This window comes from Arsenicicoccus sp. oral taxon 190, assembly GCF_001189535.1.
Lineage (GTDB): Bacteria > Actinomycetota > Actinomycetes > Actinomycetales > Dermatophilaceae > Arsenicicoccus.
In genome coordinates, this window is the sequence record NZ_CP012070.1 from 342,859 (window position 1) to 358,079 (window position 15,221).

Consider the following 15,221-nt stretch of genomic DNA (forward strand, 5'->3'; position numbering starts at 1 on the left):
TGCCGCTCCCCCGCCGTCGACGGGTAGCCGCCTGGCACGTGGGTATGCGCTCGGCACGAGCGTGTCCGCGAGCCGAAGGAGAATCGCATGCTGACCACCATCCTGCTGCGCCGCATCGCCGCCCGGAGTGCCGCCGCCGTGGCCGCCACCGCCGTGGTGCTCGCGCCGGGCGTCGCGTCCGCCCAGCCGCTCCCGGCCGGGGCGACCGGACAGGTGCCCCACGCCCAGCGGCTCCCCGGGACCGCCGTGGTCGCCGACACCTCGACCCCGGCTCCCACCACGACGACCACCGGTCGCGCCGTGACCCAGGGCGAGGGCGGGGACCTGCGCTCCGGCTACTTCCTGGGCGCGGTCGTGCTGGCTGCGCTCGTGGCGATGGGCGCGTGGTTCCTGCGCACCCGCCGCAACCGCCCTCAGTGACGGGGGCGGGCCGCCCCGCCCACCTCAGCCGCGTCCGTCGAGGAGCGGCGCCCGGCCTCGCGGCGCACTCGTAGCGCCCCGGCCAGGCCGAGCAGCAACGCCCCCGCCGCGACCAGCAGGGCGGTGCGGGTCGCTGCGGCAGCGCCCGACGCCACGGCCTCCACCACCGGGCCGGTCAACGGCCCGAGCGGCCCGTGCTCGCCCTGGGCGCGGAGCCCCGCCAGGAGGCCGCCGGCAGAGTCCACGGTGCGGCTGACCAGCCGGTCCGCCGTCGCCGGCGGCAGGCCCACCACCTCGCCGAGCCGCGCCGGCACCGCGGCGGCCAGCCCGGCGGCGAGGGCCGATCCGCCGAGGGCGGACCCCAGCGCTGCGCCCAGCTGGCGCACGGTGCTCTGGGTCGCCGAGCCCTGACCGGACAGGTCGGTGGGCAGGTCCGCGAGGACCGTGCTGGTGAGCTGGGCCGAGGCCAGCCCGAGGCCCACGCCGTAGACCACCAGCGGCAGGACCAGGAGGGGCACCGCGCTGCGGGCACCCACGACGAGGGCGACGGCGAGGACGCCCACGAGCTCCAGCAGCAGCCCGACGACGACGACCGTGGGGGCGCCCAGCCTCGCCGCCACGTGCCGGGCCGCCGCGCCGCTCGCGAAGGCGCCGAGGGCCATCGCGGCGAGCACCAGCCCCGTGCCCATCGTGGACAGGCCGGCGACGTTGACGAGGTAGAGCGGCAGCACCAGCACCAGGGCGAACTCCCCCACCGCGACCGCCCCGGCGGTCAGGTTGCCCCACGAGAAGGTCGGGTAGCCGAAGACGCTGAGGTCGAGCAGGGCGTCACGGCGGACCCGGGCGCGGTGCCGCTCCCAGAGCACGAAGAGACCGACGAAGAGCAGGCCCACCACCAGGGCGACGGGCACCACGCTGACGGGCGCGCCGGCGGGCCATGACCACCCCGCCACCGTGAAGCGCTGCGCCGGCGCCCACCAGCCGAGGGTGCTGCCCTCGATGAGCGCGAAGACCACGAGGCCGAAGCCGATGCCGCTGGTCAGCAGCCCGTCCACGTCGACCCCCCGGGCGGCCGGGCGACCGCGGGTCTGCGGCACCCACAGCAGCGTCCCCGCGACCACGGCCAGCCCGATGGGCACGTTGACCCAGAAGATCCACGGCCACGAGAACGTCTCCGTGAGCCAGCCACCGAGCAGCGGGCCCAGGGCGGCGCTGCCGGACATCACCGCGCCCCACACCCCGAAGGCGGCCGCCCGGTCCCTGCCCCGGAAGGTCGAGCTCACCGTCGACAGGGTGGACGGCAGGATCAGCGCGCCGCCGACGCCCTGCACGACCCGCGACCAGATGAGCGGGGTCACGCTCGTCGCGGTCGCGGCCAGCAGGCTGCCGACGAGGAAGGCGAGGACCCCCACCACGAAGGTGGTGCGGCGGCCGACCCGGTCCCCCACGCGCCCCGCGGTCAGCAGCAGCGCCGCGAAGACGACGCTGTAGATGCTGTTGACCCACTGGGCGTCGGTGAGGTCCAGGTGCAGGGCGCCCATGATGGTCGGGAGCGCCACCCCGACGATGGTGCCGTCCAGCACGATCATCGCCAGACCGGCGGCGAGCACGGCGAGCGCCTTCCACCGCTGCGGGTCCTGGGGTGGGGTGATGGCGGTCGGGGTGGGGGTGGGGGTGGTCACGGTGTCGCTCCTCGGGTCGTCCTCGACCAGCGTCACCCCGTCTCCCGGGCGCGGCATCGCGCAAAAGGTGGACCCCGGGGTCCCCCCGGGGTCGATCACCGCCGCGCTGCGATCGGCGCTGCCGTCAGCGGCCGCCGCCCTTGAGCTCCACGACGAGGTCGTCGAGGGCCCGGGCCAGCGTCGGCATCGCGGCGCGGACCGTGTCGTGCTGGCGGGCGAGGTAGTCCGGGTCGCTGCCGGTCTCGAGCCAGGCGCGCACGACGGCGTCGAGGGCGTTGAGTCGACGGTCTTCCATGGGGTGACCTCCTTGTCACGGGTTCTGCACATCTTGACACCCCGGGCGCGGGGACCGCACCCGGGGTGCGTCTGCCGGGTCGGTCAGGGGCCGCCCCCGCCCGCCATGCGAGCACGGGTTGGGTGCCCCGGTGCGCCCCGCTAGCGTCACGCGCATGGACATCTCGATGGAGAGCTTCCACGACGGGGGGACCAAGCGGGGGGCCGTGCTGCGTCGGCTGGGGCCGACCGAGCTGCGGGCCGTGACGGTCTACCGCGGCGACGGGGGGCTGCAGCGGGTCGACCGGGTGCTGACGCACACGGGGGACGTGCGGGACTGGACGACCCTGACGGTGACCACCCCGTCGGGGAGCACGTCGGCGCGCCGGGTGACGCCCACGTCGTTGGAGGCGCAGGGCCGGACCCGGGCGGTGCCGGCCGACACCCTGCCCGGGTGCGCGGGCCCGGTCGTGCTGGCGCAGATGCTGGCGGGCTGCCACACCGAGGCGGAGTTCCACGCCCTCGACGAGGCCGACCCCCTGGCCGACCCGGTGCCGGCGCACTACAGCGTCGGCAACCCCGAGCAGGTGACCCTCCCCGGCCAGGGCACGCGCGAGCTGGGCAGCGTGACGCTTTACCGCGACGAAGAGCCGACCGAGCGGCACTGGTTCGACAGCCACGAGGTCGTGGCCAGCGACTGGCAGGGGCCGCGCACCTACCACGTCGGCTCCGCGCGGGAGCTGCTCGAGGGGCTGGACGACGAGGTCGCCGCCGTGGTGCGCGAGTTCATCGCCTGACCCGCTCAGCCCCGTATGCCGAAGCCCGCCGCCTGCCTCGTGGAGGCGGGCGGCGGGCGGCGGCATACGGCGCAGGTCAGGCCAGCCCGGCCTGCTCCTCGCGCAGCGCGTCGACGAGCCGGCCCTGGGGCAGCTCGACGTCGGCGTAGGTGAGGTATTCGTCCTTCTTGACGTCGCGCGTGAGCACGCAGCCCTCGGCCACGCCCATCGGCAGCAGGTCCTCGGCGGCGGTGACGCCCGCGGCCTCGCACTGGCCGTAGGTGTCGTAGCCGCCCAGCCCGTCGAGCGTGTGCCCGGCCTGCAGGTCACGCTTGGCCACGGTGATGACCTCGACGGTGGGCTTGCCGGCGGGGGTGATCGCGTAGTCCCCGAAGAGGACCGCGCGGGCCACCGTCAGCGGCACCTCGAAGTGGCACAGGTGGTAGGGCGTGTAGAAGGAATAGAGCGGCCCGTCGCCCAGCTTGTAGAGCTTGAGGTAGTGCTGCTGCTTGGGGTCGTCGTGCGTGGCGAAGCAGTAGACGCCCGGGCCCGGCTGGGCCCCCACGACGTAGTCCACGACACCGCCGAGCTCCTTGAGCCGCTCGACGTCGTAGAGCTTGGTCGCGGCGTCGATGTGCTCGCGGTGGTCGGCGCCCTTGAGGCCGCGCTTCTCGACCGTCATGCCCGTGGCGTTGGCGACGAGCGCCTGCTCGAAGGACACCTTGGTGCCGTCCGCGAAGCTGGTCACCATGTAGGGGTCCTGCCCCCACTGCTTGGCGAACCCCTCCTGCGTGGTGGGGTTGCGGTACTCGTCCTGCAGGCCCTTGATGTTGCCCATGACCAGCGGGGTGAGCCCGATGGACTTCACGAAGCGGTAGAGGTTCATCTGCACGCCCGGCTGGTCGCCGTCGCACCCGGTGATGATGACGCCCTTGGCCAGCGCCCGCTGCTTGAGCGCGTAGCCGACGGTGCCGTCGACCTCGGCGTTGAGCAGCACGACGTGCTTGCCGCCCTCGATCGCGTCGGCGACCACGTGCGCGCCGTACTCCACCGCGCCGGTGGCCTCGACGATCGCGTCGACCGACTGCGAGCCGGTGACGGCCGTGTGGTCGCTCGTGATGACGTGCTTGCCGGCCTGGACGGCCGCGTCGAGCGCCTCGGCGCTGTCGACGACCTCCCACTCGCTGATGCCGGCCTCGGAGTAGGCGCGCTCGGCGTTGGCCTGCGTGCGGTTGACGATCGCGACGACCTCCATGCCGGGCACCGAGCTGGTCACCTGATTGACGAAGCCGCGGCCCATGAAGCCCGCACCGACCAGCGCGACCTTGATCGGGTTGCCCTCGGCCTCGCGCTGGGCCAGGGCGGTGTCGACGATGATCATGCGTCCTCCTTGAGCTGCGCCTGGCGCGGCGCGGGCAGGGTCGCGGGCTTGTCGACGTCGTCGCGGTCGGCGAAGAGCGGCCAGGACGCGTCCTTGTCGGAGATGACCTCGATCTCGCGGCCCCAGTCGATGCCGAAGGCCGGGTCGTCGTAGCGGAAGCCGCGCTCGGTGTTGGGCGTGTAGGCGTGGGACACCTGGTAGGTGACCTCGCAGTCGTCCTCGAGCGTCAGGTAGCCGTGCGCGAAGTACTCCGGCACGTAGAGCGCCTGGCGGTTGTCGGCCGTCAGCTCCACCTTGACGTGCTGCAGGTAGGTGGGGCTCTCGGGGCGCATGTCGACGATCACGTCGATGATGCGGCCGCGGATGCAGCGGACCAGCTTGGCCTCGGGGGCCGGGTCGATCTGCTGGTGCATGCCGCGGATGGTGCCGGCCCTGTAGTTGTAGGACATGTTGCACTGGATGACGGCCGGGTTGAGGCCGGCGGCCTCGAACTCCTGGGTGCAGAAGGTCCGGGCGAAGAAGCCACGGTCGTCCTCGAGCAGCTTGAGGTCGATCAGGGCCGGGCCCTCGATGTCGAAGGTGCGGAACTCCATCAGAGGATGCTCCCCGCCGGCTTGGTCCAGAACATCTGGTCGTCGATCTGCTTGGTGCGCATCAGGTGCTCCAGCTGCTTGAGGCGGGTGTGGCCGCGGCCGGTGAAGGTCGCCTCGTCCAGGTCGATGGTCGTGAAGACCTCGGCCAGCTGCTGGGCGCCGCGCTCGGCGTCCCACTCGCTCGCGTAGCCCGGGAGCTGGGTGGCGATCTTGTCGAAGTTGACCTTGTAGGAGCGGTTGTCGCCGGCGTTGTCGCCGAAGGTGACCTCGCAGCCCGGGAAGGCCGCGCCGACGATCTCGGCGATCTCGCGGACCCGCCAGTTGTGCTCGGTCTTGCCGACGTTGAAGATCTGCTGGTGCACGGCCTCGCGCGGCGCGGTGATCGCGCAGCGGATCGACTTGGCGATGTCCAGGGCGTGGACCAGCGGACGCCACGGGGTACCGTCGGAGGTCATCGCGATCCTCTTGGTGGTGTAGGCGAGGCCCGACAGGTTGTTGAGCACGATGTCGAAGCGCATGCGCGGGGAGGCGCCGTACGCCGTCGCGTTGCGCATGAAGGTGGGCGAGAAGTTGTCGTCGCCCATCGGCAGCACGTCCCGCTCGACCATCGCCTTGCACTCGGCATACGCGGTCTGCGGGTTGACCTGGGACTGCTCGTCGACCACGCCGTCGGCCACGCCGTACACGGAGCAGCTGGACATGTAGACGAACCGCGGGACGCCGGCCTGCTTGGCCAGCTCGGCGAGCTTGACCGAGCCCTTGTGGTTGACGTCGTAGGTGACGTTGGGGATCAGCGCGCCGAGCGGGTCGTTGGACAGCTCGGCCATGTGCACGATGGCGTCGTGGCCGCGGACGTCCTCGACCGTGAGGTTGCGGATGTCCTTGCGCAGGGTCTTGGCGCCGAGGTCGACGCCGTTGTAGAGCCAGCCCTGGGCGTAGAAGCCCGTGTCGACGCCGGTGACGTCGTGGCCGTCACGGATGAGCTCCGCGGCGACGAGACAGCCGAGGTAGCCCTCGGTACCAGTAACCAGAACCTTCATGTGGATGTCCTCAGTCCTTCCAGATCTTCCAGGGAGCCTTGTCCTCGTCCCAGAGCCCGTTGAGCTCCTTCCAGTCGCGGAAGGTGTCCATGCCCATCCAGAAGCCCTCGTGCTCGTAGACGGCGAGCTCGCCGTCGCGGGAGACGTGGCGCAGCGGGCCCTTCTCGAGCATGTCCTCGTCGTCGATGTCCGCGAGGTAGCGGTCGACGAACTCGCGCTTCATCATGAAGAAGCCGCCGCTGACCCAACCGGTCGCGAGGGTCGGCTTCTCGTTGAACTCCGTGACCATCTCGCCCGCGTCGTCCACGTGCATCTCGCCGTAGCGGGAGGCGGGGTGGACACCGGTGACGCAGGCCATCTTGTCCATGCGGACGGCGTGGTTGACCTCGGCGGTGATGTCGATGTCGCCGATGCCGTCGCCGTAGGTGAGCATGAACCACGGGGCGTCGAGGTACTTCGCGACGAGCTTGACGCGGCCGCCGGTGCCGGCGTCCAGACCGGTCTCGACCAGGGTGATCTCCCAGTCCTCCTCGGTCTTGTCGCCGCCGATGAACTCCGGCTCCTGGCCGGGGCGCAGGACCACGTCGGCGGAGAGCCGCTTGCGGTCCAGGAAGTAGCTCTTGATGACGTCGGACTTGTAGCCGAGGCACAGCACGAACTTGCGGAAGCCGTGCTCGTAGTAGGTCTTCATGATGTGCCACACGATGGGCTTGTCGCCGATGGCGATCATGGGCTTGGGGAGCTTCTCGCTCGCCTCCCGGATGCGGGTGCCCTGTCCGCCGCAGAGGATCACGACGGGGATCTCGGAGACGTCCACGGCGGCGCCCCCCGGCCCCTGAGCCTGGTCAGCAGTCACTCTTCAGCTTCTTTCTCTCGTGGAGACTGGCGCGTCGGCTGCGCCTCGGTATGCCGTGCCCCCGACCGCAGGAGCGTGGTGCTGCTCCTGGATCCCTCCCCGCCGACCCGGCGTCGACGTGCGACGGCCTCGATGGATGCTCGGCTCGATCACTGGTCTCGGGAAGGTCACGACCTTCATGACTCTAGGTGTCGGTGATCGCGGCGCGAAGGCGACCGGGGGTTAATCACGAAGATGCGTCAAACCGTGCGCGCAGCGTCACGATCATGCGCGGACAGTGATGCCCGAGCTGTCCCGATCCGCCCCGAGAGGTCACTCTTGCGTGGATCGCGCCCACAGGTTGATGCCCGCGTCCACGGCGTCCTGGTCGATCTCCCGCAGCTCCTCGTCGGAGATGTCGAGGTGCTCCAGGGCGCCGAGATTCTGGTCCAGCTGCTCCACGCTCGACGCTCCGACCAGCGTTGACGTCATCCGCGGGTCCCGCAGCACCCAGGCGAGGGCCAGCTGGGACAGGGTGCTGCCGCGGCGCTGCGCCACCCCCGCTAGCGCCCGCACGTGGGCCAGCGTCTGGTCGGACAGGTGGTCCTGGGACAGGGTGCTGGCAGTCCGGGCGGCCCGGCTGTCCTCCGGGATCCCGTCGAGGTAACGCTCCGTGAGGAGTCCCTGGGCCAGAGCGGTGAACGCAATACACCCCATACCCTGCTTTTCCAGCTCATCGAGGAGGTCCTCCTCGATCCACCGGTTGAGCATGGAGTAGGACGGCTGGTGGATCAGCAGCGGGGTGCCGAGGTCCCGGGCGATCTCGGCCGCCTCCCGGGTGCGGGCCGCGGAGTACGACGAGATCCCGACGTAGAGCGCCTTGCCCGACCGGACCGCGTGGTCCAGCGCCATCATGGTCTCCTCCACCGGGGTGTCCGGGTCGAAGCGGTGGCTGTAGAAGATGTCGACGTAGTCCAGCCCGAGCCGCTGCAGCGACTGGTCGAGGCTCGCGAGGACGTACTTGCGCGAGCCCCCGCCCTGGCCGTAGGGGCCGGGCCACATGTCGTAGCCCGCCTTGGTGGAGATGATCAGCTCGTCGCGCAGCCCGGCGAAGTCGTCGCGGAGGTACTCCCCCATGTGGATCTCGGCCTGGCCGTAGGGCGGTCCGTAGTTGTTGGCCAGGTCGAAGTGGGTGATTCCGCGGTCGAAGGCCCGGCGCAGGATGGCCCGCTGGGTCTCCCGGGGCCGGTCGGTGCCGAAGTTCTGCCACAGGCCCAGCGAGATCACCGGCAGCTGCAGCCCGCTGGCGCCGGCCCGGCGGTAGATCATGTCGCCGTCGTAACGGTCCTGGGCGGGGCGGTAGGCGTTCGTCATACGACCATCAAAGCCCACGAAGGCCCGGGAAAGCCCGTTGGCGGGGGTCGCACCCCCGCCGTCAGCACTCGATGACGTTGACGGCAAGGCCGCCGCGGGCGGTCTCCTTGTACTTCACCTTCATGTCGGCGCCGGTCTCGCGCATCGTCTTGACCACCTTGTCCAGGGAGACGATGTGCGTGCCGTCGCCGCGCAGCGCGGTGCGCGCCGCCGTGACGGCCTTGACCGCGGCGACGGCGTTGCGCTCGATGCAGGGGATCTGGACGAGCCCGCCGACCGGGTCGCAGGTCAGCCCGAGGTTGTGCTCCATGCCGATCTCGGCGGCGTTCTCGACCTGGCGGGGGGTGCCGCCGAGCACGGCCGCCATCCCGGCCGCAGCCATCGCGCACGCCGAGCCGACCTCGCCCTGGCAGCCGACCTCCGCCCCCGAGATCGAGGCGGTCTCCTTGATGATCATCCCGATGGCGGCCGCGGTCAGCAGGAACCTCACCACCCCGAGGTCGTCGGCCCCGGGCACGAACCGCACGTAGTAGTGCAGCACCGCGGGGATGATCCCGGCCGCCCCGTTGGTGGGGGCGGTGACGACGCGGCCGCCGGCGGCGTTCTCCTCGTTGACGGCGAGGGCGTAGAGCGTGATCCAGTCCAGCCCGCGCAGCGGGTCCTCGTTGCCCTGCTCCAGGCCCAGCCGCAGCGCCAGCTCGGGGGCCCGCCGCCGGACCCGCAGCCCGCCGGGCAGGACCCCCTCGGTGACGACGCCGTTGGCCACGCACTCCTGCATGACCGCCCAGATGTGGAGCAGCCCCTCGTAGACCTCCGGGACGCTGCGCCAGGCCTGCTCGTTGTCCAGCATGACCTGCGCGATCGACCGGCCGGTCTCGTGGCAGATGGCCAGCAGCTCGTCACCGGTGCGGAAGGGGTGGGCGACCGCCGTGGTGTCCTCCACGATGCGGCGGACCCCGCTGCCGTCCTCGGTCACGACGAACCCGCCGCCCACGGAGTAGTAGGTGCGCCGCACCGGCTCTGCCAGTCCCTCGACCTCGGCCTCGCAGGTCATGCCGTTGGAGTGGCCCGGGAGCGAGCGCGTGCGGTGCATGACCAGGTCGGTGTCCTCGTCGAAGTCGATCTCGTGCCGCCCGAGCAGCGCGAGGCGCCGGGTGGCGCGCATCTCGTCCAGGCGCCCCTGCACCGAGCGCGGGTCGACGAGCTCGGGCGCCTCGCCGGACAGCCCCAGCAGCACCGCCTTGTCGCTGCCGTGACCGTGGCCGGTCGCCCCCAGCGAGCCGTAGAGCTCCACCCGCACGCGGCGCACCCGGTCGAGGAGCCCGTCGGCCTCCAGCCCCTGCGCGAACATCAGCGCCGCCCGCATCGGGCCGACGGTGTGCGAGCTCGACGGGCCGATGCCGACGGAGAAGAGGTCGAAGACGCTGAGGGCCATGCCGCGACGGTATGTGACCTGCGCCGGGCGCACCAACCTGCCCCGCCCGGTGCGACGATGGCCGTATGCCGAAGCCCGCCGCCCGTCCTCGCCACGGCTCCGCCTCGCTCACCCCCATCACCGCCGAGCTGACCCCCGACGTCGCCGGTGTGGTGCTGGCGCTGCGCCGGATCTCGTTCCTGCTGGAGCGGGCGCTGGAGTCGTCCTACCGCATCAAGGCCTTCCGTGGCGCCGCCGCCGCCCTGGGCGCGCTGACCGACGAGGAGCTGGCCGCGCGCGCCCAGGCCGGGACGCTGCAGGAGCTCCCGGGCATCGGCAAGGGCAGCGAGGCGATCGCGCTGGCGGTGCTGCGTGGCGAGTCGCCCGCCTACCTGGACCAGCTCGAGGAGCGCCAGGCCGCGCCGCTCGCCCACGACGGCGCCGAGCTGGCCGCCCTGCAGCGTGGCGACCTGCACAGCCACAGCGACTGGTCCGACGGCGGCTCGCCCATCGACGAGATGGTGATGACGGCCATCGAGCTGGGTCGGGAGTACCAGGTCCTCACCGACCACTCCCCCCGCCTCACCGTCGCCAACGGCCTGTCCCCCGCCCGGCTGCGGCGCCAGCTCGGGGTCGTCGAGGGCATCAACCAGATCGTGCCGGACGACTTCCGCCTGCTCAGCGGCATCGAGGTCGACATCCTCGACGACGGGTCCCTGGACCAGGAGCCCGACCTGCTCGAGGAGCTGGACGTCGTCGTCGCCTCGGTGCACTCCAAGCTCAAGATGGAGAGCGCCGCCATGACCCGCCGGATGGTCACCGCCGTCAGCAACCCCCGCACCAACGTGCTGGGGCACTGCACCGGCCGGCTCGTGACCGGGGGCCGGGGCAAGCGGCCACAGTCGTCCTTCGACGCCCGCGCGGTCTTCGAGGCCTGCGCCGAGCACGACGTCGCCGTGGAGATCAACTCCCGCCCCGAGCGGCAGGACCCACCGGACGACCTGATCCAGCTGGCGCTGGAGATCGGTTGCCTCTTCGCGATCGACACCGACGCGCACGCCCCGGGCCAGCTGGACTTCCAGCAGCTGGGGGCGGAGCGCGCCTGGCACCTGGACGTCCCCGCGGAGCGCGTCGTGACCACGTGGCCCCGGGAGCGGCTGGTGGAGTGGGCGGCGCAGCGCTGAGCCGGGTCGGGGGCTGGGCGGGGCTGGTGCCGTCGCCCGATTAGGAGTTGGCGACGGGTGTCCCCTATGCTTTCGGAGTCCTCGACGGGCTCGAGCTACTAGAGCGCTAGCGGCAGAGGGCCCGATGAGATTCGGGTCCCCATCGTCTAGCGGCCTAGGACCCCGCCCTTTCACGGCGGTAGCACGGGTTCGAATCCCGTTGGGGATACAGAGCATGTACGATGGACGAGCTGGCCACGGCCAGCGAGGTTGTCGGAGTGCTTGAGGTAGTCACTCCTCACCATTGGCCCCGTAGCGCAGTTGGTTAGCGCGCCGCCCTGTCACGGCGGAGGTCGCCGGTTCGAGCCCGGTCGGGGTCGCCAGTCTCTCTCGCAGAGACGTCGCGACAGCTCGAGGCACTGCCTCGGCGGTCTCGCGAGGCCAGGTAGCTCAGTTGGTACGAGCGTCCGACTGAAAATCGGAAGGTCGGCGGTTCGACCCCGCCCCTGGCCACCACCCAGAGCCCCAGGTCAGATCCCGGTCTGACGCTGGGGCTTCGTCGTGCCCGCAGCGGGAGCGCCCTGCGTCGCGCCGACCATAACCACCCCCTGGGGACACCTTGTGGTCGCCCGGGGCGCCATACCGACCACAACCACACCCCCGGGACACCTTGTGGCCGCCAGCGGGCGCCATACCGACCACAACCACACCCCTGGGACACCTCGTGATCGCCGAGCACCGCCGGAGCACAGGTCAGGCGGCCGGCAGCTGCCCCTGCACCTGCTCGGTCGCGGCCGCGATGGCCTGCCGGGTCTCCGGCGAGAGCGCGTCACCCTGGCCGTCGATCACCCCGGTCAGCTGACCCAACGCCGCCTGGGCGCCCGAGCCGTCCTGCTTGTCGATCGCCTTGCGGACGTCCCGGAGGGACGCCGAGGCCTCCTTCGCGGCGTCCTTGGGCAGCCCCGCGCCGTCGACGGTGCTCTGCAGCGCCTGCGCGGCCGAGGAGGCGCCGGGCCAGCTCGGGGTGGGCGTCGCCGAGGCGGTGGGGGCCGTGGTCGCGGGCGGCGGGGTGGTCGCGGTGGTGGCTGGCGCCGTCGTGGTCGGCGCCGGGGTGATGCTCGTGGTGGGCGGCGTCGTCGGGGCGCTCGTCGGGGGCGTGCTCGCCACGGACGTGGACGGGCGGGACGACGACGGGGTCGGGGTGGTCGTGGCGGTCGCCGTCACGGTGCGCGTGGTGCCGGTCGGCGTCGGCGTCGGGCTGGTGCTGCGCCCCGGCCCCAGCACGAACCACCACATGGCGGCGACCGTGGCGGCGAGCAGCAGCACGAGGAACCACAGCGCCCCTGTCCCGCGCCGGCGTGGCGCCCGAGCGGGCGGGTCGGCATACGCCGCCACCGGGGCCGAGCTGGTGCGGGTGCGCGGCTCCTCGCGCGCAGGCACGGGCGGCAGGACGGTGGTGGCTGCGGCCGCACCCGCCGCCGGCAGCACCGTCGTCTCCGGCGCCGCGCCCCGGCGGATCGCCGCGATGCGCCCGGCCACGTCGGAGGCGCTCGCCGGCCGGTCCTCGGGCCGCTTGGCCAGCAGCTGGGCCACGAGCGCGTCGACCGCGGGCGGGATCCCGGGGCGGCGGTCGGAGGGACGGGGCGCCGGCGTGCTGAGGTGGTGGTGCAGCACCGACAGCGGGTGCTCGCCCTCGAAGGGCGGCTCCCCGGTGAGCAGCGTCATCAGGACGCACCCCAGCGAGTAGAGGTCGCTCTGCGGGGTGGCCGTGCTGCCCGTGGCCTGCTCCGGCGACAGGTAGGGGGCGCTCCCGATCACGGTGGCCGTCGCGGTCAGCTGGCTGGTGCGGGCCTGGTCCAGCCGGGCGATGCCGAAGTCCACCATCTTGAGGGTGCCGCGCTGGTCGAGCATCAGGTTGCTCGGCTTGACGTCACGGTGCACGACCCCGGCCCGGTGGGCCGCGCCCAGCGCGGACGCCACGGCCTGGGCGTAGTCGAGGGCCCGGTCCACCGGCAACGGCCCCTCCGCGCGAACGAGCTCCTCCAGGCTGGGGCCGCTCAGCAGCTCCATGACGAGGTAGGCCGTCGACCCGTCCACCCCGTTGTCGAAGATCGTCACGATGTTGGGGTGGGAGAGCGCCGCCGTCGCGTGCGCCTCCTGCTGGAAGCGCTGGGCCGCGATCTCGTCACCGCTGGAGGCGAGGTCGACCGTCTTGACCGCCACCTGCCGTTGCAGACGGGTGTCGATCGCCGACCACACCTGGCCCATCCCCCCGCGGCCGATCTGCCGGTCCAGGCGGTAGCGGCCTGCGAGCACCGTGTCTCCACTCATGCCCGCCATTGTCCCGCATCCTCCTGCCGAGATGGTCGACCCTGCCCGGGTGGGCGGAACCGGACGCGTCGCGACGGCTGCTACAGGGCCAGGACCGCAGCGCCCAGCGCGACGATCCAGGAGGTGAAGCTGCCGACCAGGAAGTACTCCGTCACGGCGTCGATGCGCTGCCCCTGGGCCCGCTGGGCCTGCAGCTCGGGAAACCGCAGGATCCCCTTGGCGGCCACGACGACGGACGCCGCCGTCCACTGCCCCGCGAGCGCGAGCCCCACCACGAAGACCCGCTCCATCGGGCCGAGCCAGCGACCGCCGCGCAGCACCCCGGGCTCGCTGTGGGCGCCGGCGGCGTCGAGCACGAGCCGGACTACGACGTTGGCCGTGCCGACCTGCACCAGCATCGCGGCGAGGACCATGACGGCCCGCGTGGGCGGGACCGCCGCGAGCCGGGGGAGGCCGAGGCCGTGCCACCACGTGGCGACCGGGCCGGCCACCGGCGGGTCCACCCCGGCCACGGCGAAGCCGACCGCGACGGCCACCAGCAGCGCCGACAGCGCGGCCACCCGGGAGCGACGAGCGCGGCGGGACAGGGCCGGCGCCTGGTCGTACCTGGTGCGGCCCCCGGCTGCCACGGCGGTGACCGAGGTGCGGGTCCACGCGACCAGGGCGAGCAGCATGAGCGGCAGCGATACCAGCCGTGGGCCGGCGCCCAGCCCCAGCAGCGGCCAGCCGAGCAGCAGCACCGGGACGGAGGCCAGCAGCGGCCACCACCACGGGCGCCGCCCGGTGAGCTCGGCGCCGGGGCGCAGCAGGTCCCCCGCGCCGAGCGCCAGCAACCACAGGGCCAGGTAGGTCATCGGGTCACCTCACGCGCTCGGGACAGGTCGGCGCAGGATCGCGTGGGCCTCCTTGACCGCTGCCAGGCCCCCACGGCTGATCAGCTGGGACACGGCGGACTGGGTGATGCCCTCCTGCTCAGCCACCATTGTCTGCGTCAGGTCTGACATGACCCCCCGCAGCACGCGCAGCGGCCGGTCGTCGAGGTGCGACACCAGCTCGTCCCGCAGCACCAGCAGAGCCTGTATGGCGCTCGCCGACGGCCACCCGTCCGGTTGCTGCCCCGCCTCAGCACCGCTGACCCCGGCCCCGCCACCGCCGCCCCCGGCCTCAGCACCGGCGGCACCGCGGCCCCGCTCCCCCTCGAGGTACCACGTCCGGCAGCCGCGGGTCGCTGGGCTCCCGGCTCGTCGCTCCGCCTCCTCGATGGCCGCCCGGGCGGCCCACCAGGCCGAGCCGTCCTGCAGGGCGGGGGTCCGGGACGCGTCGATGACCCGCACCTCGCCGCGCCCGATCCCGCAGCGCACGTCCTGCGCCGGCAGCAGCGCGAGCCGGACCAGCAGGGAGGCGAGCACGGCGTCCCCGGCCGTGGCGTAGACGCCCTGGAACTCGTCGGCCACCGTCACGACCAGGGGGTCGAGCGGTGGCACGAGATCGTCGACCCAGGACAGCGCCGCGGTCAGCCGCTGGTGCAGGTCCCCGCGATCGGGGGCAGCGCGGGAGGCGACGAGGTCGCCGAGCAGGGCGACGGCGTCATACGCGCCGGTGAAGGGCGCGCTGGGGGTGGGCACGGCAGCAGCCATGACCCCAGAATATCTGATAATCAGGCTTCTATCAGTCTATGACTGATAGAACGTCCTCAGGACGCGACGTGGCCGACCCGTCCACCGTCGGAGACGCCGTCCAGAAGCTGCCGGATCTCGCTCTCCCGGTACCGCCGATGACCCCCCAGCGTGCGGATGGAGTTGAGCTTGCCGGCCTTCGCCCAGCGGGTGACCGTCTTGGGGTCGACCCGGAACAGCTCAGCGACCTCGGCGGGCGTCAGCAGCTTCTCGCTGTCCTGCTCCCGGTGCGGCATGTGTTCTCCCCGTACTCGTCGAGGCAC

At 72.4% G+C, this 15,221-nt stretch carries 15 protein-coding genes and 3 tRNA genes; 6 read left to right on the top strand and 12 right to left on the bottom strand.

Annotated elements, in window-relative coordinates; all coding sequences use genetic code 11:
• Nucleotides 1–87 precede the first annotated feature (87 nt).
• On the top strand, nucleotides 88–420 hold the full coding sequence (locus ADJ73_RS01605) for a hypothetical protein (RefSeq protein ID WP_050346810.1): 333 nt from the start codon (nucleotides 88–90) through the stop codon (nucleotides 418–420).
• Here ADJ73_RS01605 and ADJ73_RS01610 read toward each other — a convergent pair.
• On the bottom strand, nucleotides 414–2,159 hold the full coding sequence (locus ADJ73_RS01610) for an MFS transporter (RefSeq protein WP_082176664.1): 1,746 nt from the start codon (nucleotides 2,157–2,159) through the stop codon (nucleotides 414–416). The genes ADJ73_RS01605 and ADJ73_RS01610 overlap by 7 nt on opposite strands.
• Before the next feature lie 67 nt (nucleotides 2,160–2,226).
• Nucleotides 2,227–2,397 (bottom strand): hypothetical protein, encoded by a 171-nt coding sequence (locus ADJ73_RS16775; RefSeq protein WP_156188062.1) that lies wholly within the window; start codon nucleotides 2,395–2,397, stop codon nucleotides 2,227–2,229.
• Nucleotides 2,398–2,551: 154 nt separating this feature from the next.
• Between ADJ73_RS16775 and ADJ73_RS01615 the strand changes: the two genes are divergently transcribed.
• Entirely contained in the window at nucleotides 2,552–3,172 is a 621-nt protein-coding gene (locus ADJ73_RS01615; protein ID WP_050346811.1) for a hypothetical protein, read from the top strand.
• 76 nt (nucleotides 3,173–3,248) lie between these two features.
• Here ADJ73_RS01615 and ADJ73_RS01620 read toward each other — a convergent pair whose 3' ends face one another.
• From ADJ73_RS01620 to ADJ73_RS01645, 6 genes are all read right to left on the bottom strand, one after another.
• A complete protein-coding gene (locus ADJ73_RS01620) occupies nucleotides 3,249–4,532 on the bottom strand; it encodes an NAD(P)H-dependent oxidoreductase (RefSeq protein WP_050346812.1) in 1,284 nt (427 codons plus the stop codon).
• The gene (rfbC, locus tag ADJ73_RS01625; protein ID WP_050346813.1) at nucleotides 4,529–5,125 is read right to left on the bottom strand and encodes a dTDP-4-dehydrorhamnose 3,5-epimerase; all 597 of its coding nucleotides are present in this window, start codon (nucleotides 5,123–5,125) and stop codon (nucleotides 4,529–4,531) included. Before rfbC ends, ADJ73_RS01620 begins: the two co-directional genes overlap by 4 nt.
• Nucleotides 5,125–6,165 carry an NAD-dependent epimerase/dehydratase family protein gene (locus ADJ73_RS01630; RefSeq protein ID WP_050346814.1) on the bottom strand — a complete coding sequence of 347 codons (1,041 nt, stop codon included), beginning with the start codon at nucleotides 6,163–6,165 and terminating at the stop codon, nucleotides 5,125–5,127. The genes rfbC and ADJ73_RS01630 overlap by 1 nt, the downstream gene beginning before the upstream one ends.
• A 10-nt stretch (nucleotides 6,166–6,175) precedes the next feature.
• The gene (locus ADJ73_RS01635) at nucleotides 6,176–7,021 is read right to left on the bottom strand and encodes a sugar phosphate nucleotidyltransferase (RefSeq protein WP_050346815.1); all 846 of its coding nucleotides are present in this window, start codon (nucleotides 7,019–7,021) and stop codon (nucleotides 6,176–6,178) included.
• A 312-nt stretch (nucleotides 7,022–7,333) separates the two neighbouring features.
• Nucleotides 7,334–8,374, bottom strand: a complete 1,041-nt coding sequence (mgrA, locus tag ADJ73_RS01640; protein ID WP_050346816.1) for an L-glyceraldehyde 3-phosphate reductase — start codon at nucleotides 8,372–8,374, stop codon at nucleotides 7,334–7,336.
• 61 nt (nucleotides 8,375–8,435) lie between these two features.
• Entirely contained in the window at nucleotides 8,436–9,809 is a 1,374-nt protein-coding gene (locus ADJ73_RS01645) for an L-serine ammonia-lyase (protein WP_050346817.1), read from the bottom strand.
• A gap of 65 nt (nucleotides 9,810–9,874) precedes the next feature.
• Between ADJ73_RS01645 and ADJ73_RS01650 the strand changes: the two genes are divergently transcribed.
• From ADJ73_RS01650 to ADJ73_RS01665, 4 genes are all read left to right on the top strand, one after another.
• Nucleotides 9,875–10,972: a PHP domain-containing protein gene (locus tag ADJ73_RS01650; RefSeq protein ID WP_082176665.1), complete on the top strand. Its 1,098-nt coding sequence runs from the start codon at nucleotides 9,875–9,877 to the stop codon at nucleotides 10,970–10,972.
• 135 nt (nucleotides 10,973–11,107) lie between these two features.
• A tRNA-Glu gene (locus tag ADJ73_RS01655) sits at nucleotides 11,108–11,180 on the top strand.
• Nucleotides 11,181–11,257: 77 nt separating this feature from the next.
• Nucleotides 11,258–11,334: transfer RNA gene (locus ADJ73_RS01660), tRNA-Asp, on the top strand.
• A gap of 56 nt (nucleotides 11,335–11,390) precedes the next feature.
• Nucleotides 11,391–11,467, top strand: a tRNA-Phe gene (locus ADJ73_RS01665).
• A 237-nt stretch (nucleotides 11,468–11,704) separates the two neighbouring features.
• Here ADJ73_RS01665 and ADJ73_RS01670 read toward each other — a convergent pair.
• From ADJ73_RS01670 to ADJ73_RS01685, 4 genes are all read right to left on the bottom strand, one after another.
• Nucleotides 11,705–13,282: a protein kinase domain-containing protein gene (locus ADJ73_RS01670; protein ID WP_172669679.1), complete on the bottom strand. Its 1,578-nt coding sequence runs from the start codon at nucleotides 13,280–13,282 to the stop codon at nucleotides 11,705–11,707.
• An 80-nt stretch (nucleotides 13,283–13,362) separates the two neighbouring features.
• A complete protein-coding gene (locus ADJ73_RS01675; RefSeq protein WP_050346819.1) occupies nucleotides 13,363–14,136 on the bottom strand; it encodes a hypothetical protein in 774 nt (257 codons plus the stop codon).
• 9 nt (nucleotides 14,137–14,145) lie between these two features.
• Nucleotides 14,146–14,919, bottom strand: a complete 774-nt coding sequence (locus tag ADJ73_RS01680; protein ID WP_050346820.1) for a SatD family protein — start codon at nucleotides 14,917–14,919, stop codon at nucleotides 14,146–14,148.
• A gap of 56 nt (nucleotides 14,920–14,975) precedes the next feature.
• A complete protein-coding gene (locus tag ADJ73_RS01685) occupies nucleotides 14,976–15,194 on the bottom strand; it encodes a BldC family transcriptional regulator (RefSeq protein ID WP_050346821.1) in 219 nt (72 codons plus the stop codon).
• Between the last annotated feature and the right edge of the window lie 27 nt (nucleotides 15,195–15,221).